This window comes from Actinoplanes couchii, assembly GCF_016862075.1.
Taxonomy (GTDB): Bacteria; Actinomycetota; Actinomycetes; order Mycobacteriales; family Micromonosporaceae; genus Actinoplanes; species Actinoplanes couchii.
Map to the genome: position 1 here is coordinate 28,790 of NZ_BOMG01000063.1, position 20,363 is coordinate 49,152.

General features: G+C 72.3%; 14 protein-coding genes. 7 read left to right on the forward strand and 7 right to left on the reverse strand.

Going from position 1 to position 20,363, the window contains the following annotated elements:
* The first annotated feature begins 53 nt into the window (after window positions 1-53).
* Window positions 54-1,055: a WxL protein peptidoglycan domain-containing protein gene (locus tag Aco03nite_RS25825; protein WP_203798723.1), complete on the forward strand. Its 1,002-nt coding sequence runs from the start codon at window positions 54-56 to the stop codon at window positions 1,053-1,055.
* A 102-nt stretch (window positions 1,056-1,157) separates the two neighbouring features.
* Here Aco03nite_RS25825 and Aco03nite_RS25830 read toward each other — a convergent pair whose 3' ends face one another.
* A complete protein-coding gene (locus Aco03nite_RS25830; protein ID WP_203798725.1) occupies window positions 1,158-2,546 on the reverse strand; it encodes a hypothetical protein in 1,389 nt (462 codons plus the stop codon).
* Between the two features lie 78 nt (window positions 2,547-2,624).
* Here Aco03nite_RS25830 and Aco03nite_RS25835 point away from each other — a divergent pair, with 78 nt between their 5' ends.
* A complete protein-coding gene (locus Aco03nite_RS25835; protein ID WP_203798726.1) occupies window positions 2,625-3,413 on the forward strand; it encodes an SAM-dependent methyltransferase in 789 nt (262 codons plus the stop codon).
* 115 nt (window positions 3,414-3,528) lie between these two features.
* On the opposite strand, the gene arfA is transcribed toward Aco03nite_RS25835, so the two are convergent.
* A complete protein-coding gene (gene arfA / locus Aco03nite_RS25840) occupies window positions 3,529-5,034 on the reverse strand; it encodes an arabinosylfuranosidase ArfA (protein WP_203798728.1) in 1,506 nt (501 codons plus the stop codon).
* Between the two features lie 146 nt (window positions 5,035-5,180).
* Between arfA and Aco03nite_RS25845 the strand changes: the two genes are divergently transcribed.
* Both Aco03nite_RS25845 and Aco03nite_RS25850 read left to right on the forward strand, forming a co-directional pair.
* Entirely contained in the window at window positions 5,181-6,074 is an 894-nt protein-coding gene (locus Aco03nite_RS25845; protein ID WP_203798730.1) for an N-acetylglucosamine kinase, read from the forward strand.
* Window positions 6,075-6,094: 20 nt separating this feature from the next.
* Complete coding sequence (locus Aco03nite_RS25850) at window positions 6,095-8,926, forward strand: glycoside hydrolase family 2 TIM barrel-domain containing protein (protein ID WP_203798731.1); 2,832 nt, start codon at window positions 6,095-6,097, stop codon at window positions 8,924-8,926.
* Between the two features lie 319 nt (window positions 8,927-9,245).
* Here the strand turns inward: Aco03nite_RS25850 and Aco03nite_RS25855 are convergent, their stop codons facing one another.
* Window positions 9,246-9,443 carry a helix-turn-helix domain-containing protein gene (locus Aco03nite_RS25855; protein WP_203798732.1) on the reverse strand — a complete coding sequence of 66 codons (198 nt, stop codon included), beginning with the start codon at window positions 9,441-9,443 and terminating at the stop codon, window positions 9,246-9,248.
* Between the two features lie 91 nt (window positions 9,444-9,534).
* On the reverse strand, window positions 9,535-9,822 hold the full coding sequence (locus Aco03nite_RS25860) for a hypothetical protein (RefSeq protein ID WP_203798733.1): 288 nt from the start codon (window positions 9,820-9,822) through the stop codon (window positions 9,535-9,537).
* Window positions 9,823-10,022: 200 nt separating this feature from the next.
* Between Aco03nite_RS25860 and Aco03nite_RS25865 the strand changes: the two genes are divergently transcribed.
* On the forward strand, window positions 10,023-10,904 hold the full coding sequence (locus tag Aco03nite_RS25865; RefSeq protein ID WP_203798734.1) for an FAD binding domain-containing protein: 882 nt from the start codon (window positions 10,023-10,025) through the stop codon (window positions 10,902-10,904).
* A 41-nt stretch (window positions 10,905-10,945) separates the two neighbouring features.
* Here Aco03nite_RS25865 and Aco03nite_RS25870 read toward each other — a convergent pair whose 3' ends face one another.
* Window positions 10,946-12,499, reverse strand: coding sequence for a plasmid pRiA4b ORF-3 family protein (locus Aco03nite_RS25870; RefSeq protein WP_203798735.1), 1,554 nt, complete (start codon window positions 12,497-12,499; stop codon window positions 10,946-10,948).
* 85 nt (window positions 12,500-12,584) lie between these two features.
* Window positions 12,585-15,293: an AfsR/SARP family transcriptional regulator gene (locus Aco03nite_RS25875; protein WP_203798737.1), complete on the reverse strand. Its 2,709-nt coding sequence runs from the start codon at window positions 15,291-15,293 to the stop codon at window positions 12,585-12,587.
* A gap of 104 nt (window positions 15,294-15,397) precedes the next feature.
* On the opposite strand from Aco03nite_RS25875, the gene Aco03nite_RS25880 reads away from it, so the two are divergent.
* Complete coding sequence (locus Aco03nite_RS25880) at window positions 15,398-16,930, forward strand: FG-GAP repeat domain-containing protein (RefSeq protein ID WP_239145428.1); 1,533 nt, start codon at window positions 15,398-15,400, stop codon at window positions 16,928-16,930.
* 82 nt (window positions 16,931-17,012) lie between these two features.
* Here the strand turns inward: Aco03nite_RS25880 and Aco03nite_RS25885 are convergent, their stop codons facing one another.
* Window positions 17,013-18,473 carry a GGDEF domain-containing protein gene (locus Aco03nite_RS25885; RefSeq protein ID WP_203798738.1) on the reverse strand — a complete coding sequence of 487 codons (1,461 nt, stop codon included), beginning with the start codon at window positions 18,471-18,473 and terminating at the stop codon, window positions 17,013-17,015.
* Between the two features lie 148 nt (window positions 18,474-18,621).
* On the opposite strand from Aco03nite_RS25885, the gene Aco03nite_RS25890 reads away from it, so the two are divergent.
* On the forward strand, window positions 18,622-20,271 hold the full coding sequence (locus tag Aco03nite_RS25890) for a GGDEF domain-containing protein (protein ID WP_203798740.1): 1,650 nt from the start codon (window positions 18,622-18,624) through the stop codon (window positions 20,269-20,271).
* Window positions 20,272-20,363: the final 92 nt, after the last annotated feature.

A 20,363-nucleotide genomic window follows, 5' to 3' on the forward strand; every position in this document is an offset into this window, starting at 1 on the left:
TGATGGGCGGGCGCTTCCCGGCGCCCGCCCATCTCCTTGAGGAGCCTGTACCGATGAAAACCGCCGCCGCCGCGCTGCTGGCCACCCTGATGATCATGGCGGTGCCGGTCCCCGCGCACGCCGCCGAAGGTGACGTGACCTGGACGGTGCGCACCGCCTCCAACAGCCTCGGCGCGACCCGGTCGAGCTTCGGCTACGACGTCAGCCCCGGCACCACCACCAAGGACGCGATGGTCGTCGCGAACAAGGGCACCGAGCCGGTGACGCTCAAGGTCTACGCGGCCGACGGCTACACCACCGACGCCGGACAGCTCGACCTCCTCGCCGGAGAGACCCAGTCAAAAGCGGTCGGTTCCTGGGTACGGTCGGAGCAGAGCACCGTGACGGTCGCCCCCGGCAAGACCGTCGAGCTGCCGTTCGGGATCACCGTCCCGGCCAACGCGACCCCCGGCGACTACGTGGGCGGCATCGTCACGTCGCTGACCGCGGCCGACCAGACCTCCAACGTCGACGTGGAACGCCGGCTCGGCATCAAGATCAAGCTGCGGGTGGCGGGTGACCTGGCTCCGGCGCTGGCCGTCGAGGACCTGACCGCCGGCTACCAGGACGGCACGGCGACCGTCTCCTACACCATCCACAACACCGGCAACGCCGTGCAGACCGCTCGTCAGGCCGTCAGCATCACCGGCCCGTTCGGCTGGTTCAAGAAGGACGCCGCCCCCGTGGCCGCCCCGCCGGAGCTGCTGCCCGGCGAGTCCTGGAAGGTCACCGTCCCGATCCAGGACGTCGCTCCGGCGGTGCTGCTGACCGCCACCGCCACCCTGACCCCGATGCTGACCGACGCCTCCGGCTCGACCACCTCGCTGGAACCGGTCACCGCCACCGCCACCACGTGGGCGATCCCGTGGACGTACGCGGTGCTGGTGGTCGTACTCATCGCGTTGATCGTCCTTCTGGTCGTCCTGCTCCGTAAGCAGCGGGCCCGCCGCAAGCAGCGCGAGGACGCCCGGGTGCGCGAAGCGGTGGAGCAGGCGCTGGCCGCCGCCGACAGCTGACACCATCCGGCCCGGCTGGACTGCCGCGCGCTGGGTCTCGGTGACCGGCGTCCGGCAGACGCCGACAGGGTGACACCTGGCGCAACGGGGTCGCGCCAGGTGTCACCGGGATCGGGCGTGGGCGATGGTCTCCCGCAGGCGGTCCTGGAACAGCTCGTCACGCCAGACGATGTCATCGATGTAGCCGCCGCCCGCCCACCGCTCGTCGGTGACCAGCAACGCCTCCAGAGCGGGGATCGCCTCGACCGCGTGCAGTTCCCGGAGCAGCAGGAACGTCTCCAGCCCGGCGCCCCGGCCGATCGCGGCGGCCAGGACCGGCGCCAGATCCGCCACCGGGGTGCCCAGCCGGGCCAGCGCGCGGGCCGCCGGCGCCTGGCACCAGACGTCGCCCAGAAGGTCGTGCAGCAACGGTTCCAGCGGGCGGACCGCGGCCGCGAAGACCGGTGCCAGGTCGGCGAGCAGGTCCGCGGCGTGCCGGGCGGGCGTGTCCCCGTCGGTCAGCACCGCCGCCACCGTCGGTAGCACCTCGCCCGGGCCGTGCACCGCCGTCACCACCCGGGCGGCCAGGATCTGACGTTCCTGACCAGGGTGGTTCGGGTCGGCGGCGCCGGTCAGGTACGGCGTCGCGAGGTCCAGCAGCGGGCGCAGGGCCGCATCCAGACCGTCCAGGCCGGTGGGGGCGGGCTGTTCGCAGTCCGGCGGCGGCTCGTCCCCGGACAGGACGGCGCGGAGCACGTCGACGACCACTGCGGTGTCCCCGGTCGCCCGGTGCACGGCCAGCGCCGCGTTCAGGTCGGCCGTCTCGCTCGCCCGGGCCCGCCAGTGCGGGATCACCGCCGGATCCGCGTGGCCGAGCGACAGCAGCAGCCCGGCGATCGCGCGCGGGGCGTGCGGCAGCGCGGCGACCAGCTCCGGTTCGATCCCGGCGACGTGGCCGGCGCCCCGTTCGCGGGCCACCTCGGTCAGCACCCCGGCCAGCATCCCGGCGTCGGCCGGGTGGGTGACCAGCCGCTCCCCGATCGCGGCCAGCACCTCGGGGGTGCACCGGACCAGGTTGGGCGGCACCCGGCGCAGGCTGATCCGGGCCGGTGCGGCCGCCACCCAGCGCGGGTCACCGAGCCGTTGCAGCGTCTCGGTGGCCAGGCCGGCCGGGGAGCGGTCCGGCCCGGTGACAGGGCCGGCCGGCTCGACCCACCCGAGACCGCCGGCGGCGACCGCGGCCAGCCGGTCGGCGAACCGGCCGGACGCCGCCCCGGCCCGGTGCAACAGGTGCAGAACCGAGTGCCGGACACCCGGGTCGGGATCGTCGAGCAACGATCCCACCGGCACCGACGGCGCCGACCGTGAATCATCGCCGAGGGCGGCCGCGGCCCGGATCGCGGACCGGCGGACGGCCGGGTCGCCGGACCGCAGCATCGCCCGGAGCCGGTCAGCCGTCAGCACCGTGGCCGGCAGTTCGTCCCACTCGTCCTCGTCAAGATCGTCGAGCATGCCGGACACTCTAGGTTCCGGTCGCGAGGCCGATTCTGATCACTTCCCGACGTCCACATCGGAGCTTAGGCTGGGCAGGTGGATCCGAGCATCGACACCAGCGTGGCGCACACCGCCCGCCGCTACGACTACTGGCTGGGTGGCACCGCCAACTTCGCGGCCGACCGTGCCTCCGCCGCCGAGATCGAGAAGCGGATGCCCGCGGCCCGGCTGGCCGTCCAGGAGAACCGCTGGTTCATGCACCGGGCGGTCCGTCACCTGGCCGGCGCCGGCATCCGCCAGTTCCTGGACATCGGCAGCGGCATCCCCACCTCGCCGAACACCCACGAGCTGGCGCGGGCCGCCGACCCGTCCGCCCGGGTCGTCTACGTCGACAACGACCCGCTGGTGGTGGCGCACACCCGGGACCTGATCGCGGGGGACGGCGTGGTCGGTCTCGGTGCCGACCTGCGCGATCCGGCCGGGATCCTGGCCGACGCGGCCGTCCGGGACACCCTCGACCTCTCCCGGCCGGTCGGCCTGCTGCTGGTCGCCGTGGTCCACTTCCTGCGCGACGACGACCACCCGCGGGAGATCGTCGCCACCCTGGTCGACGCGCTCCCGCCGGGCAGCTGGGTGGTGGCGTCGCACGGCACGGACGAGCACATGTCCCCGGAGCAGGCCGCGGCCTTGCGGGCGGTGTCCGACACCCAGTCCAAGATCCGCAACGCCGGCGAGTTCGCCGCGATCTTCGACCACCCACGCCTGACCCTGCTCCCACCCGGCATCCGCTCGGTGTCCCGGTGGTGGCCGGAGGCCGCTCCCCAGCCCCGCCCACCGGCCGGCGAGGTGGCCATGAACGGCCTCCTGGCCCAGGTGACCTCCTGACGGTGCCGGGCATCACCTCGGCCGGCTCAGCCTCGGCCGGCTCAGCCTCGGCCGGCTCAGCCTCGGCCGGCTCAGCCTCGGCCGGCTTCGTTTCGGTGCCCGGCTTCGTCCCGGGTCAGGCGATGGTGACCGCGGTCCAGGAGATCGCGGGCAGGTCGAGGGTCAGGACGCCGTCGGTCAGCTTCACCGTGTCGTTGGTGCGGGGCTTCACCCGGTCCGGGTCGGCCAGGGTGTTCGCGGCGTAGGGGTCCTCGTCCCAGATACCGGTCGCGGTGGCCGTGGTGAACTCGCCGAAGGCGGACAGGTCGATGGTCACCGTGGTGGCGTCGGTGGTGGAGCGGTTCTGCAGGAACAGCTGGATCGACGAGCCGTCGGTGGTGGCGGCGGCCGCGACCGCGGGCACCTCGCCGTACTTCGCGGTGGTGATCGTGCCCGCGTCCAGGGACACCTTCAGGGCGGTGCCGTGGGCCGCCGCCGCGGTGATCGAGAACGGGTAGAACGTGGTCTGCCGCCACGCCGGTCCGCCCGGCTCGGTCATGATCGGGGCGATCACGTTCACCAGCTGGGCCAGCGACGCCGTGGTCACCCGGTCGGCGTTGTTGAGCAGGGTGATCAGCAGGCCGCCGACGGTGACCGCGTCGGCCACGTGGTAGACGTCCTCCAGCTGGCGCGGCGCGACCGGCCACTCGTCGATCGGGAACGTGCCCTCGACCTCGTTCCAGCGGGTGAAGTACCAGACGTTCCACTCGTCGAAGGAGATCTTGATCTGCCTGTCGGAGCGTTTGACCGCCGCCACGTGGTCGATGGTGGCCGCCACCGACGCGATGAACCGCTCCATGTCGACGCCGGAGGCCAGGAAACTCGCCAGGTCGCCGTCGTACTCCTGGTAGTAGGCGTGGCAGGAGATGTAGTCGACGTCGTCCCAGGTGTGTTCCAGGACGGTTCGCTCCCACGTACCGAAGGTGGGCATGTCGCGGTTGGAGGAACCGCAGACGACCAGCTGGAGCCGGTTGTCGACCATCCGCATCGCCTTGGCGCTGCGGGACGCGAGTTTGCCGTAGTCCTCGGCGCTGAGGTGGCCGAGCTGCCAGTCGCCGTCCATCTCGTTGCCGAGGCACCACATGGTCACCCCGAACGGCTCCTCGCGGCCGTTGGCCCGGCGCTGGTCGCTGCGGGCGGTGCCGGACGGCACGTTGGCGTACTCGACCAGGGCGGTCGCCTCGGCGACGCCGCGGGTGCCCAGGTTGACCGCCAGCATCAGCTCGCTGCCGACCAGGTCCAGCCAGGTCTGGAACTCGTGCAGGCCGACCTGGTTGGTCTCGGTCACGTGCCAGGCCAGGTCGAGGCGGCGCGGCCGGTCCTCGACCGGGCCGACGCCGTCCTCCCAGCGGTAGCCGGAGACGAAGTTGCCGCCGGGGTAGCGGATCGTGGTGACGCCGAGCTCCTTGACCAGCTCGACCACGTCACGGCGGAAACCGTCCGGGCCGGCGCTGGGGTGGCCGGGCTCGTGGATGCCGTCGTAGACGTGCCGGCCCAGGTGCTCGACGAAACCGCCGAACAGACGGCGGTCGACCGCGCCGATCCGGAACGCCGGGTGCAGGGTCAGTCGGGCCTGGGTCATGGGTGCGGCTCTCCTCGCTCATGATCTTGGTGCAATGGCACTGTCTCACCTCCGGCCGCGTCCGTGCCAGCGTTTGTCGGGTCCGGATCGATACCGGTCGAGCGGGTATACCGTTCCTTGAAGATCAACACATGAGGGGCGGCGCGTTGCCTGAGAAGATCACCGTCGGTGTCGACGTCGGCGGTACCAAGACCCACATCGCCGTCGTCGAGGGCGGCACCCGCCGCGACGTGCTCGTCCCCTCCGCGGACTGGCGGCGCGGCCGGCTCTTCGAGGACCCCGGCAACCTCACCCGGCTGGTCGAGTTGATCACCACGACCGTGCCCGGCCCGTACCGGATCGCGCTCGGCCTGCACGATCTGGACACCGAGGAGCAGCGCGCCGTCGCCGTCGACGAGCTGACCCGGCGGCTGCCCGGCAGCGTGCGCGTAGTCAACGACGCGGAGCTGCTCGGCCCGGCCGCCGGGCTCGACGAGTGTCTGAAACTGATCGTCGGTACCGGTGCCATCGCACTCGGCACCGACGCCGCCGGAACCCTGCTCACCGCGGACGGCCACGGCTCGCTGCTCGGCGACACCGGCAGCGCCTCGGCCCTGGTCCGGGAGACCGTCCGGGCCGGTCTGCGGCTCGCCGACTCGGACCGCCCGGCCACCGCGCTGGCCGACCCGGCGGTGGCCCTGCTCTGCGACGTCTACCGCGTCGCCGATACCGCGGAACTGGCCGTCGCGGTCTCCGCCGACGACCCCTACCAGTGGGGACGCCACGCTCCGCTGATCTTCGACGCGCTGGGCCGGGGGTCGGCCGTCGCCGCCGCGGTGCTCGACGAAGCCGCCGACGTCCTGGCCCGGAACCTGGCCGCACTGCGCCGCCGGGGCGCTCGCGGCGATACCGTGGTAGGTGCCGGTGGCGTGCTCACCGCCCAGACCGAACTGCAGTCCCGTCTCACCGCCCGGCTGAGTGTGCACGCCCCCGACCTGACGCTGCGGATCCTCACGGCGCCTCCGGTCGAGGGGGCCCTCGTGCTCGCTGACCGACTTTGATCAAGGAAGACTCCGTACCCGTGACATCGTTCCTCGCCGACCTGGCCTCCCCGCAGCCCGGACGGGGCGGCCTGCCCGCCCGCGCCCACCTGGACACCGACGCGCCCCGGCAGTCGCTGGACGGCACCTGGCAGGTCCGCCGGTACCCCAGCCCCCGGCACCTGACCGAGCAGGGCGACTGGTCGCCGGTCGAGGTGCCCGGGCACCTGCCGTTGCAGGGCCACGGCACGCCGATCTACGCCAACCTGGCCTACCCGTTCGCCGTCGACCCGCCCCACCCGCCGGACGACAACCCGGTCGCCGACCACCGTCTCGAGTTCGAGGCCGACGCGGCGGTGCTCGCCCACCCGTCGGTGCTGCGGTTCGAAGGGGTGGACGGCGCCGCCACGGTGTGGCTCAACGACGTGGAGCTCGGCACGCTGCGCGGCAGCCGGCTGACCACCGAGTTCGACGTGTCGAGCGTCCTGCGTACCGGCAAGAATGTGTTGTTCGTCCGTCTTGCCCAGTGGTCGGCGCACAGCTACCTCGAAGATCAGGACATGTGGTGGATGCCCGGCATCTTCCGCAGCGTGACCCTGCTGGCCCGCCCCTCCGGGGGGCTCGGTGACGTGTTCGTGCACACGTCCTACGACCACCGGGACGGCTCCGGCACGCTGCGGGTCGAGGTCTCGTCGGCCTCTCCCGCCACGGTGACCTCGCCGGCCTTCGGCGATCTGGTGCCGGGGGAGACCCATCACTTCCGGTCCGTCTCACCCTGGACCGCCGAAACGCCTGTTTTGTACGATCTGAAAGTACAGACCGCCACGGAATCCGCCGACCTGCGCATCGGATTCCGGACCGTGCACGTCGAGGACGGCGTGCTGCTGCTCAACGGCGCCCCGCTGCTGCTGCGCGGCGTCAACCGGCACGAACACGACCCGCACCGGGGCCGGGCCGTCGACCTGGCGACCGCCCGCGCCGAGCTGCTGCTGATGCGGGAACACAACATCAACGCGGTCCGGACCTCGCACTACCCGCCGAACGCCGCGTTCCTCGACCTCACCGACGAACTCGGCTTCTACGTGATGGTCGAGAACGACCTGGAGACGCACGGCTTCGAACTCAACGGCTGGCGCGGCAACCCCAGCGACGACCCGATGTGGGCCGACGCCTACGCCGACCGGATGACCCGCACCGTGGAACGCGACAAGAACCACGCCAGCGTGCTGTTCTGGTCGCTCGGCAACGAGTCCGGCACCGGCGCGAACCTGGACGCCATCGCGGTGTGGGCCAAGTCCCGCGACCCGGAACGCCTGGTCCACTACGAGGGCGACCGGCGCTCGATCTACACCGACATGTACTCCCGGATGTACGCGATGACCGACGAGGTGGAACGCCTCGGCTCCGGCAGCGCCCCGTCACCGCGCAACCTGCCGTTCGTGCTGTGCGAGTACGCGCACGCGATGGGCAACGGCCCCGGCGGCCTGACCGAGTACCAGGACCTGTTCCACAAGTACCCGCGGCTGGCCGGCGGCTTCATCTGGGAGTGGGTGGAACACGCCCTGCACGGCGGGGTCACCTCCGACGGCCGCACCATCTCGCTGTACGGCGGTGACTTCGGCGAGAAGGTGCACGACGGCAGCTTCGTCGTCGACGGCCTGGTGCACGCGGACAAGACCCCCGGCCCGGCCCTCAAGGACCTGGCCCGGGTGTACGCCCCGATCACCGTCGTCCTGGCGCCCGGTGAACTGACGATCGTCAACCGTTACCACGGCCTGGACCTGTCCCACCTGGACGCCGAACTGACCGTGGACGGCACCGCGTCGGCGCTCGCGCTGCCGAAGGTGGAGGCGGGCACCGCGGTGACCGTACCGCTGCCGTTCGATCCGGCCTCGACCGTGACGCTCACCCTCCGCCACCGTGACCACGGCCACGAGGTGGCCTGGGGCCAGCACCTGCCGTCCCGCACCCGGCCGGCCCTGACCGGCACCGTCACCCCGTCCGGCGTCACCCCGTCCGGCGTCACCCCGTCCGGCGTCACCCCGTCCGGCGTTATCTCGTCCGGCGTCACTCTGGGCCCGGCTGTTTTTGATCAGGCCACCGGAATGCCGGTCCGGCTCGGTGACCTGGACCTGCACGACGTGGCGATCAGCCTGTGGCGGGCGCCGACCGAGAACGATCGCGGCATCGGCTGGGACGAGACGAACCTGCCGCCGGTGGCCGACAGGTGGGCCGCCGCCCGCCTGCACGACATGCGCACCCGGCTCGTCGACCTCACCACCGACGGCGACACCCTGATCGTCCGGACCCGCAGCGGCCCGCCGATCATCGACGCCGGCGTGGACGTCACCTGGCGCTGGACCAGCGACGGCACCGCCCTGGCCCTGGACCTGACCATCGAGCCGTACGGGGCGTGGCCCTGCGACTGGGCCCGCGCCGGTGTCGACATCCGCCTGGACCGCCCGACGTCCCGGGTCGACTGGACCGGGCACGGGCCCGGCCCGCAGTACCCCGACACCGGCCAGGGCGCCCGATACGGATCATGGAGCGCGGACCGGGACGAGTTCGCGGTCCGGACCGTCCGCCCGCAGGAACACGGCGCCCGCCGCATCGACGACGCCACCGTGGACCTGGCCGGCACCGGGCTGCGGATCACCGGCGTGGACGTGCCGGTCACGATCCGCCCCTGGTCCCGCGAGGTGATCGCGGCCACCGCCCACGACCACGAACTGCCACCCGCCACCGAAACCTGGATCTCGGTGGACGCGGCGGTGGCCGGCGTGGGCACCGCATCCTGCGGACAGGGCGTCCTGCCCCAGTACCGCCTACCCGCCTCCACCCACCACCTGCACGTGGTGTTCCACCAGTCCTGACCCCGGCCTCCACCCACCACCTGAACGTGGTGTCCGGCCAGTCCTGACCCCGGCCTCCACCCACCACCTGAACGTGGAGTCCGGCCAGTCCTGACCGCGGCTTCCAGCGACCACCTGCTCGCGGTGTCACGCTGCTCGGTGTCGTCGGACTGGGCGAGCCGGCTGTTCCGCCAGTCCTGACCCCGGCTTCCGCCTGACGCCCGGACGTGGTGTTCCGGCCGTCCGGACCCCGCCGGCGTGGTGATTTCCGGTGCGAATCGCACCGGAAATCACCACGCCTGGTTCTGCTGTCGTAGTGCCCGGACATACTCACCCGGCGTCAGCCCGGTGGCGGCCCGGTGGCGGCCCGGAACCCGTTGACCAGGTGGGACTGATCGGCGTACCCGAGCCGAGCCGCGATGTCCGCGGCCCGCCCTTCCCCGTCGACCGCGAACTGCCGGGCCGCCTCCTGCAGCCGAATCCACCGCCGGTTCCAGGCCGGCCCGTGCCCCACCGTCTCCCGCAACGCCCGCTGCACACTCCGCAGCCCTCGCCCTCGCCCTCGCCTTCGCTCCAGCCCTCGCCCTCGCCTTCGCTCCAGCCCTCGCCCTCGCCCTCGCCCTCGCCGCTCACGCCTCTGTTGCCGCCGCGGGATCCCCGTCGGGCCGCGCGGTTCCGGCGAAGGCCCGGGTGATCTCGTCTATCGCCTCGTTCGCCAGCAGTTGCCTGCCGGTCAAGGGATGCATGGTCGCCGCGTACCGGACCAGGTTCTCCGGATGCAGCACCCCGGACCGGTCGCCCGGCGCGATCGCCCGCGCCGTGCCGTACTCCGTGGTGCCGTTCTTCCCGGTGTCGTTCTTCTCGGTGTCGTTTTCTTCCAGACCCGCCCCCGCCGCGGCGTGCACCATGATCGGCATGCACAGCACGAACTATGTGAACACGTTCATCGCGGTCGCTGAGGTCCCGGCCGTTGCGGGGGTGCCGTGGTTAACCCGTGCGGATGACGCCCTCTCCCGCTCGGGGGCTCGACCGGCTGACAATGGGTCGTCCGTCGGCTCATCATCGAGTCGATCCGAGGTATCCCTGGATCCGGTGGGTCAGGTGGAGGCGAACGGTGATGCCCGGGACGGTCGAATACCTCGCCGCGCGTACCGTCGGCGACGTGTTGTCGGCGCTGGCCGACGGTTCCACCGCGGTGCTGGCCGGCGGTCAGAGCCTGGCCGCCGAGCTGGGCCGCTCGGACCTGCTGGTGCGCCGTCTGGTCGACATCAACCAGGTGGCGGGCCTGGCCACTCTTCGCCAGAGCGACGGGACACTGCGGGTGGGCCCACTCGTGCGGCACCGGGCTTTCGAATCGGGCCGGGTGGACGGCCCGCTCGGCGACCTGATGCGGCTGATGGTGCACCATCTGGGGCATCCACCGATCCGGGCCCGGGGCACGATGATCGGCAGTCTCGCCTACGCCAATCCGGCCGCCGAGTGGCCGGCCCTGGTGGTGACGGTCGGCGCCAGCCTGCGCCTGACCGGCCCGGACGGCTCCCGCACCGTGCCGGCCGACCAGTTCTTCACCGGCCCGTTCACCACCGTCCGCCGCCCGGAGGAACTGCTGGCCGAAGCGATCCTGCCGACGCTGCCGACCGGCGCCGGCGTCGGTTACGCCGAGGACCGCCGCTTCACGATCTTCCCCCAGGCGGGTGCCCTGGCCGTGGTGACGCTCTCCGCGGGCCGGGTGGCCACGGCCGCGATAGGCCTGATGAACGCGGGCCCCCGCCCGATCCGAGCCGGCGCGGCCGAACGTGTCCTCCGGGGCAACCCCCTGTGCGACGCGGCGATAACCGAAGCCGCCGAAACCGCGGCCCACACCGATGCCGACTTGCCACTGACCGGCCACGACCACCGCCTGTCCCGCCGCAACGCCCTGAAGATCCTGGTACGCAGAGCCCTGACCCAGGCCCGCTCCCGCACCGAACCTCATCCCACCACCCAGGAGGAGCCCTGACCGGCGGGTCCGACGAGGCTGCGGCGTGACCCGAGAGGCGGTCATCGCTGAGCGGTCAACCGGCGGGTGATCTCGGCGGCTTCGAAGTGGGCCGGGTCGAAGTCGGCGGCCGAGTCGAGGCCCAGCCAGTCGAGCTGGTCCGCGTGGTCGGGGTGGTCGGGGTCGGCCAGGACGTCGACGAGCTCCTGGTAGCCCCAGATGCCACCACAGTCCTCGAACGGAGCGGCGCGCCGGCCGCCGGTGCATCGTGGATAGGGGAGATCCTGGCGGTCGAGGACCTTCTCCACCAGGATCTGGTGCCTCCAGTCGTCGCCGAAGTCGTACCGGTAGAGGAGCCGGGCGCCGGCTTGTGGAGCGACCTGTTTGAGGGTGACCGGTTTCTCCGGGCGGTGACCCAGATCCGGGTCGGCCGACCGCGCGAAGGCGCCGTGACCGGTCTCGAAGGCGTGCAGGTGACTGTCGTCCCAGCCGAACGCGGCCTGCAGGTTCTCGTGCAGCACGGCGAGGCTGGTGTCGGCCGGGACCTCGAGACGTCGCCAGATCGGTGGTCTCGCCCCGAGCAGCGACACCTTGAGCTGCAGGATCGGTGCCGGCCCGTCCGACATCTTCCGCTTGGCGGGCAGTTTCGGCCCGGCGGTGGCCCGCCGCCGGGCGGCACGCGCCTCGGTCCGGCGGCCATCCTCGACGATCCGGGCGAAGATCTCGATGTCCTCCGGGGAGAACGGCTCGTCGCCGTGTGGCGCGGGCTCGCGGTCCGGCTCCGGAAGGGACCGCAGGCGGGAGCGCAACAACGCGGCCGAGGTGTGGTACCCGGGCCCGCTGTCGCCGGTGTCGTCCGCCGGCTGCTCCGGGTCGTCGATCTCGGCGTCGTGGTCGGCGCGGGCGCCCAGCGCCTGCTCGGCCAGCCACCGGAACTCGGCCGGCGCCAGGATTTCGCTGCTCAGGGCCACGTCGCCGGCCCGGGCCGCGGCCCGGATCGTGTCGGTGACCTGCTCCTTGACCTCGCCGGGGAACAGGAGGATGGCGGTTGCGGCGTGACAGTCCTCGTGATCGACGGTGACGGCGAAACCGTGTGACTGCCCGGCCCGCTCGAAGACGCCGACCAGGATCGACCGGGCCTCCTCGTCGTCGGTGAATCGCAGCAGGTCACCGGGGCGGACCGGCTCGCGCAACTCGTCTGCCCAGGCCGGCGCCGGCACTCCGCGGCCGGTCAGGCGCCCGGCGGCGGCTCCGGCCTCCGGCCGCCCGGACACCGCGCCGAGGGACAGCAGCACGGCGACCGCCTCCGGGGTGCCGGCGTTCTCGAGCAGCGGAACGAAGTCGTCGACCAGCACGTCGGTGATGCCCTCGGCCGACAGGTCGCCGACGCCCAGCAGGGCCGCGGCGAACAGCTCGGCCTCGATCGGCTCCGTCTCGCCGAGCAGGTCGGCCCCGTCGAGCAGGAGATCGTCGACGATGACGGACACGTCGGGGCTCTCGCCCGAACAGCTCGGGCAGTCGCAGATCTCGGGCACCGGCGCGACCGCCCGCAGCACCCGCTGACCGCCGCGGTTTCGCGACTTCGACTTCTTTCTGCCTCTGCTGACCGGACTCATGGGAATCATCTTTCCCAGCGCCGGAGGGGACCGCAATCGAGGCACCCGTACCGTCCCACGTTCGGTTATCCGTAAGGGGACGGCCCTATGGAGAGCCGGTGCGGTCCAGCAGGGCGGCCACGTGGGCCTGGTCTGGGTGGTCGAGTTCGCTGAGGATGCGGTGGGCGTCCTGCCAGGCGGACCGGGCGTCGGCGGGGCGGTCCGCGGCGGCGTGCGTGGCGCCGATCGACACCAGGCTCTCCGCCACCAGCAGGCGCTCGCCGGTTTCCCGGCGCAGCGTGAGCGCCGTCTCGTGGCAGGTCACCGCCGCCCGGTCGCGGCCCAGGGCGGCGTTGATCAGACCGCAGCCGACCCACGCGACCGCTTCCCCGATCCGGTCCCCGATCACCCGGTAGGACGCCACCGCCGCCCGGCACACCTCCAGCGCCCGCTCGTGCTCGCCGGTCAGATAGTGCACGCAGGCGAACAGGTACAGCGCGAACGCCGGCCCGGCCCGCAGCCCGGCCGTCACCGACAGGTCGAGGACCTCACGCAGGTGGTGCAGGGTCTCCGCGCCCCGCCCGGCCCGCCAGCACAGCATCGCCAGGTCCCGGTGCGCGCGGGCCCGGCCGATCAGGTCGTCGTTGCGCTCGGACAGGGCCAGGGCCTCGCCGGCCAACTCCGCGGCCCGGTCATAACGACCCAGCCGGGCGTACGCCGTACCGAGCACCCGCATCGCATGGCTCTGCCGCACCGGGTCGTCCAGCTCACCGGCCGCCGCCAGGGCCTGTTCCAGCGCGGCGACCTCCTCGTCCCACCAGCCGTGCCGGTCCAGGAACGTGACCAGGGCCAGCGCCAGCCGGAACGCGTGCGCGGGGAACCCGGAGCCGAGCGCCTGATCGACCGCGGCGAGCAGCACGGGCCGTTCCGCGGTCAGCCACGCGGCCGCGTCCCGGTCGCCGGCGAACGTCTCGGGCGTGACCCCGTCCACCAGCGCGGGCAGTTCGGCCTCGTCGCGGTGCGGGTAGAGCATGCCGTCGGCGGCGTACGCGCTGTGCAGGTAGTAGTCCAGAACCCGGCGCAGAGGCGGCCCGGCGTCGTCGGGCAGGCGCCCACCGGCGTACGCGCGTAGGAGATCGTGCATGGTGAACCGGCCGGTCACGTGCTCGACGACCAGGTTCGCGTCGGCGAGTTCGGCGAACAGCTCACCGGCCCGGCGCACCGGCACCCCCATCATCGCCGCCGCCGCGGACGCCGTGACATCCGGCCCGCAGTGCAGCCCGAGCAGCCGGAACAGTGCCGCCGCGTCCTCCGACAGACCGTCGAAGGACCAGGAGAACACCATGCGTACGTCGATACTGCGGTCGACACTGGACAGCGCGTCCAGCGGATCCGCCCCGGCCCGCAGCTCACCGGCCACGGCGGCCAGGGTGAACCGCCGGTTCACCGCGGCTCGTGTCGCGACCAGGGTCATCGCCAGCGGCAGCCCGGCGCACCGGTCGATGATCTCGTCCACCGGCGACGGTTCGGCCGCCACCTGGTCCGCGCCGAGCCGGGCCGCCAGCAGCTGCCGGGATTCGGTGGCGCTCAGCGGGTCCACCGGCAGCGGGTACGCGCCGTCCGTCACCACCAGCGCGGACAGCACGTGCCGGCTGGTCACCACGGCCAGGCAGCCGGGGGAGTTGGGCAGCAGCGGCCGGACGTCGTCGGGGTCGCGGGCGTTGTCGAGCAGCACCAGCAGCCGTTTGCCCGCCACCAGCCGCCGGTAGAGGCCGATCTGGGCGGCCGGGGTGACCGGGATGCTCTGCGGCGGGACGTCGAACGCCTCCAGGAACCCGCGGATCGCCTCGGCGGGTGTGGTGCCCGCGCCGCCCGGGTCGTAGCCGCGCAGGTTGACGTGCAGGATCCCGTCCGGGAACCGGTCCGCCACGGTGGTCGCCCAGTGCACCGCCAGGGAGGTCTTGCCGACCCCGGCCATGCCCGAGATCACGATCAGCGGCCGGTCGGCGGCGGCGTCCAGCAGCCGCATCTCGGCCTGCCGCCCGGCGAAGCCGTGGATGTCGGCGGGCAGCTGCGCGGGCCGGGTGTCGTGTACCTCGCCCTGCAGGATCCGCTGGTGCGCGCCCTGGACCAGCCGGCCCGGGTCCAGGCCCAGTTCGGTGCTCAGTCGTTCCCGGACCTCGGTGTGCACCCGCAGCGCCGCCTCGGTGTGCCCGCTGGCGTGCAGCGCGGTCATCAGGTGCGCCTGGAAGCTCTCCCGGAACGGTTCCTCGCCGACGGCCCGTTGCAGGTCGCCGAGGATCTGCTGGTGCCGGCCGAGCCGTAGCTCCACCGCGAACAGGTCCTCCATCGCGGTCAGCCGGCGCTCGGCCAGCGCCGGGCCCTCCCGGTCGGTCAGGGATCCGCTCGTCCCGCCGAGCGCGGCGCCCCGCCACAGGGCCAGCGCCGCCCGCAGCCGTTTCGCCGCGTCGGTGTCCCGGCCCGCGGTCAGGTCGGCGCGGGCCAGCCGGGTCTCCTCGTCGAATTCGGTGAGATCCAGCTCACCCGGGCCGACCACGATCCGGTAGCCACCGCCGTGGTGCGCGATCTCCCGGCCGCCGAGCGCCTTGCGCAGCCGCGACACGTAGAGCTGCAGCTGTCCGCGTGCCCCGGCCGGCGGGTTGTCGCCCCAGGTCAGGTCGGTGAGGGAGTTCTCCTGGACCACCCGGTTCGCGTGCAGCAGCAGGGCGGCCAGCACGGTGCGCTGTTTGGGGCCGCCCAGTGGCACGGCGCCGCCGTCCGACACCTCGACCGGCCCGAGGAGCTGGAAACGCATGACCCCAGGGTAGGTCAAGATCTCCAGTGGTACGCCTTCCGGGTGAACCGTGATGTGTGAAACATTGATGCGGCACACAGTCGGCGCGGAGGTAGAACAGCACGATGGTGAGAGTCCTGAGTGGAAAGCATTCGGGCCGGCGGGTGCTGTCCGCGGTCGCCCTCGCCACCGCGGTGCTGTACCCGGCCGCCCCCGCACAGGCGGCGCCGCCGAAGGTCGCGCCCTGTGCCGCCGGCGGGGTGACCGCCTCGGACAGCGCGATCGCCGACCAGGTCCGTCCGTCGATGAACGGCAAGCGGCTCGGGGCCGCGGTCAACGGGACACGCATCGCCTGTGCCCGTGCCGTCGTCGAGGCCGTCCGGGCCCGGGGGCTGGGTTCGCGGGCGGCGGTGATCGCCCTCACCACCGCGATCGCCGAGAGCACCCTGAACAACCACACCGTGGCGCTGGACCACGACAGTCTCGGTCTGTTCCAGCAGCGCCCCTCGCAGGGGTGGGGCCGGGTCGACCAGCTGATCGACCCGGTCTACGCCACCAACGCCTTCCTCAGCGCGATGCTGCGCAAGTACCCGGGTGACCGCTGGATGGCCGGTGACATCGGCGCGATCAGCCAGCGGGTGCAGGTGTCGGCGTTCCCGCTCGCCTACACCCCCGAGGTCCACGACGCCCACCTCATCGTGTCCCGGCTGTGGGGCTCCCCGGTGCAGGAGCCGTCGGCCGCCCCCGCGTCCCCGTCGACGCCGTCGTCCTCGGCGTCGTCCGCCGCGCCTGTCGCGCCGACCGGCCCGTTCCAGAAGGCCCTGATCGTCCGGGGCGCCGAGCTGGGCCCGCTGGGCGACCGGCACGAGCTGGCGCTGACCGACTGGAACGGCGACGGCAAGCCGGACCTGACGGTGGTCAAGGGTTCCGGCACGGTCACCGGCAAGACCGAGGTCCGGATCATGGACGGCGCCAGCGGGTTCGCCAACCTGCTGCTGGACAGCGCCACCGCCTTCGGCCCGACCGACGCGACGTACGCGTACGCGTTCACCGACTGGAACGGCGACAAGAAGCCCGACCTGATGGTGATCCGCCGGTCCAGTGCCGACGGCGACGGCCTGACCCAGGTCAGTGTCCTGGACGGAGCGTCGTCGTTCCGCCGTTACCTGCTGCCCACCGGCACGGTCCCGGCGGTGACCGGCGACAAGCACCAGTTCGGTGTGGCCGACTGGAACGGCGACGGCCGCCCCGACCTGGTGATCATCCAGACCGCGGGCACGGCCGGGAAGAAGATGGAGGTCCAGGTGCTGGACGGCGCCGCGAACCTGCAGCGTCACCTGACCCCCACGATCGTCACGTCCGAGCCGGAGAGCCCGGACCGCCAGGTCGTCGTCACCGAGTGGACCGGTGACAAGAAACCCGATCTGGTGGTGGTCCAGCGCTCCACCACCACGGCGGGCGCGACCCAGCTGACGGTGCTGGACGGCGCGTCCGGTCTGCAGACGGTCCGGTCGACCTTCGACACCGCCCCCGGCGCGAGCGCCCACCTGGACATCCTGGTCACCAACTGGAACGACGACAAGAAGCCGGACGTGATGATGGTCCAGAAGACCGGCACCGCGAGCGGCCGGGCGGAACTGGTGATCCTGGGCGGCTGAGCCGGCGATAGCGGCTGGGCAGACGAAAGCGGCGGGCAGACGAGAGTGGCTGGGCAGACGAAAGCGGCTGGCCGCCCGGGTGTCAGCGCTCGGCCAGGATCGGCGGCACCGGCGGAGTCAGCCGGGAGTTGAAGAAGGCGTGCCCGCCCCCGGCCCGTTTGGCCTCGTACATGGCGATGTCGGCCTGCTGCAGCAGGACGTTGGCGTCGCCGCCGGTGTGCCGGGCGATGCCGATGCTCACGTCGATGCTGATGTCGGCGCCCTCGATCGGGAACAGTTCGCTCAGGCGCTCACGGATCCGGGAGGCCACCAGCGACGGGGTGTCCTCGTCCAGGTGGGCGCCGGAGAGCACCACCACGAACTCGTCGCCGCCCAGCCGGGCCAGCACGTCGTCGGCCCGGGTGCACTCGGCCAGGCGCTGGGACGCCAGTTCCAGCAGGCGGTCGCCGACCGGGTGGCCGAAGGTGTCGTTGACGTACTTGAACCGGTCCAGGTCCAGCAGCAGCAGCGCCACCGGTGGTGGCGACGGCCGGGCCAGCAGCGCGTCCAGGTGTTCCATCACGGCCCGCCGGTTGGCCAGCCCGGTGAGCGGGTCGCGGCGGGCCTCCAGGTGCCGGACGTGGCCGGCCGCCTCCAGCTCCCGGATTGAGACGACGGTCCGCAGCACGACCGCCGCCAGGGTGAGCCCGGCCAGCACGATCGTGGTAATCGACAGCCGGGCCCGGGTGCCGTAGAGCAGGGCGCCCAGCGCGCCGAACGCGAACACCACCGAGATGCCGAGCGGGTTGCGGTCGCTGGTGCCGGGCTGGATCCGGGGCTGGGCCCAGGCGGCCTGACCCAGCAGCGCCAGGCCCAGCACGTACAGCAGATTGATCGAGGATCCCGGCCGGTAGGTGCCGTTGGCGATCATGATGACGTAACCCGTGTCGGCGGCGATGAAGGCGCCGAACCCGCCGGAGATCAGCAGGCTCGGCGGCCCGGTCCAGACGCCGACCGCCATCCGGGCCAGCATCGTGCCGAGCAGCAGGGCGTCACCGAGCGGGTAGGCCAGCGCGATCCAGCGTGCCAGGCCACCGGTCTCGGCCGGGTCGATCAGCACGTCGACGACGAGGATGGAGAAGACGGCCGCGCCACCGAACCCGGCGATCGCGCCGTCCAGCAGGATCCGCCGGGGCGGGTTCTGCTCCCGCAGGAAGGCCAGGATGCCGGTGTACGCCAGCGGGTAGAAGGTCAGCCAGGCGACGTCGGACAGGGACGGGAACGGCAGTACGGCGCCGTCCCAGGTGTAGACCCAGGAGTACGCGGTCCCGGACGAGTAGGCGCACAGCCCCGCGCCGATCCACGCCCAGGCGGTGGCCCGGGCCGGGATCAGGATCGCCCGCAGCAGCAGGAGCAGGGTGGCCCCGAAGTACACGCCGAGGGTCAGGCCCGCGGTGACCACGGGCGGGGCGGTGTCGCCGAGTCCGGTCAGATGCACCACGGCTACGCCGAGGCCGAGTGCGGCCACCAGCCCGCGGAGCACCTCGATCGCGCGACGGCCCATGCCTGCCCAGTCGGCAGGGCGCGGCCGGGTCTTAATGACGGGCCGCCCTATTCTGTTCGCGACAAGTGCTCATGGCCGGACCGGCCGGGTCGATGGTCCGTCGAGCTCGATCGGCGGCCGCGGGGCCCCGGAGTGAGGGGGGAACGGCTTGACCAGCGCAAACGCGGCCGACAGTGACACCCTGACGGTTCAGTCCCTGCTGGAGCGAGCCGAGGAACGGCGGCTGGCCGGCGACTACCGGGCCGGTTGCGACCTGGCCCGCCGTGCCGCGGATCTGGCCATCGCGACCGGGGACGCCGCGGGGGAGGCCGCCGCACTGCGTTCACTGGCCAACCAGCTGATGCGGGTGGGGCAGCAGGAGGAGGCGATCGCGGCCTGCCGGTCGGCGGTGGTGACCCTGGAGAGCCTCGGTGATCCGGTCGGGCTCTGCGAGGTGCTCACCCTGCAGGCGATGCCGCTGATCGATCTCGGCATGCACGACGAGGCCCTGGACGTGCTGGCCACCGCCCGGGAGATCGCGCAGGACCTCGGCGACCGGGAGCTGCTCTACTGGGTGCACAACCGGACCGGCGTGGTGCACGGCCGGATGGGTGAGCACGAGCTGAGCACCACCTATCTGATGCAGGCGCTGCACATGGCCGACGGGATGAACGCCGAGGCCCGGTTCTGCATTCTCAACAACGTCAGCGACAACGCGGTGTACGAGATCCCCCGGCTCCGTGGCCGGGGCGAGACCGAGGCCGCCGACCGGACGCTTGTCGACGCGATCGGTTACGTGACCGAGGCGCTGCGCCTGGCCCGGGAGGCGCACCACCCGTACCGGGAGTCGATCAGTCTCGACAACCACGGGATGCTGCTGGCCCTGGCCGGTGACCTGGACGGCGCGGCCGGCCTGGTCGAGCAGTCCCGGCTGATCGCGGTCCGGTCCGGGTACCGCTCGCTGGAGTCGGCGGCGCTGCAGCACCAGGCCCGGATCCGGCTGATGCGCGGCCACCACACCGAGGCCATCGAGGGCCTGCTGCTGGCGCTGGAACGGGCGCATCAGGCGGGCGAGAGACCGATGGCGATGGAGATCTCCCGGGAGCTGTCCGAGGCGCACGAGCGGATCGGCGACTTCATGGCCGCGCTGGCCCACTACCGGGATTTCCACGACCTGGAACGGGAACTGCACAACGAGGTGGCCGCGGCCCGCGCCCGGATGGCGGCGCACCACTTCGAGCTGGACAACGTGCGCCTGGAGGCGGAGAACGCGCGGCTGGAGGCGGAGCTGCACCGGGCCCGCAGCGCCGAGCTGGCCGCCGACAACCTGCTGTGGCAGCGCCAGGCCACCGAGGACGCGCTGACCGGCCTGCCGAACCGGCGCTCGGTCGACGAGCGCCTGCCGCGGCTGATCGCCTCCGGGGTGCCGGTCTGTGTCGCGGTGGCCGACGTCGACCGGTTCAAGCTGGTCAACGACCGGTACGGGCACTTCGTCGGCGACGAGGTGCTGCGCCGGATCGCGGCGATCCTGCTGGACCGGATCGCCGAGACCGATCTGGTGGCCCGGTTCGGCGGCGAGGAGTTCCTGATCGCCCTGCACGGCTCCGGGATCGAGGACGCGCTGGCGCAGTGCGAGCTGCTGCGGGCGAGCGTGGCGGCGTACCCGTGGGAGAACATCGAGCCCGGGCTGAACGTGACGATCAGTGTCGGACTGGCCGAGGTCACCGGGCCGGGCGCGCTGGCGGAGGCGATGGGCCGCGCCGACCAGCGTCTGTACCAGGCGAAACGTACCGGCCGCAACAGGGTGCAGGCGGACTGACCGAACGGGTGACATCGACCTGTGCGAGTGGATGGTCTCGGTGTGTCGGTCAACACGAATCTGTCGTTCGAGCGTGTTTGTTCATCTTGTCC

What these genes read in the sequence shown, in the direction of transcription:
- Aco03nite_RS25830 (WP_203798725.1), bottom strand. Translation starts at nt 2,546, where the DNA reads ATGCTCGACGATCTTGACGAGGACGAGTGGGACGAACTGCCGGCCACG.
- Aco03nite_RS25875 (WP_203798737.1), bottom strand. Translation starts at nt 15,293, where the DNA reads ATGCGTTTCCAGCTCCTCGGGCCGGTCGAGGTGTCGGACGGCGGCGCC.
- Aco03nite_RS25860 (WP_203798733.1), bottom strand. Translation starts at nt 9,822, where the DNA reads ATGCCGATCATGGTGCACGCCGCGGCGGGGGCGGGTCTGGAAGAAAAC.
- Aco03nite_RS25825 (WP_203798723.1), top strand. Translation starts at nt 54, where the DNA reads ATGAAAACCGCCGCCGCCGCGCTGCTGGCCACCCTGATGATCATGGCG.
- arfA (WP_203798728.1), bottom strand. Translation starts at nt 5,034, where the DNA reads ATGACCCAGGCCCGACTGACCCTGCACCCGGCGTTCCGGATCGGCGCG.
- Aco03nite_RS25865 (WP_203798734.1), top strand. Translation starts at nt 10,023, where the DNA reads ATGCCCGGGACGGTCGAATACCTCGCCGCGCGTACCGTCGGCGACGTG.
- Aco03nite_RS25870 (WP_203798735.1), bottom strand. Translation starts at nt 12,499, where the DNA reads ATGAGTCCGGTCAGCAGAGGCAGAAAGAAGTCGAAGTCGCGAAACCGC.
- Aco03nite_RS25880 (WP_239145428.1), top strand. Translation starts at nt 15,398, where the DNA reads ATGGTGAGAGTCCTGAGTGGAAAGCATTCGGGCCGGCGGGTGCTGTCC.
- Aco03nite_RS25885 (WP_203798738.1), bottom strand. Translation starts at nt 18,473, where the DNA reads ATGGGCCGTCGCGCGATCGAGGTGCTCCGCGGGCTGGTGGCCGCACTC.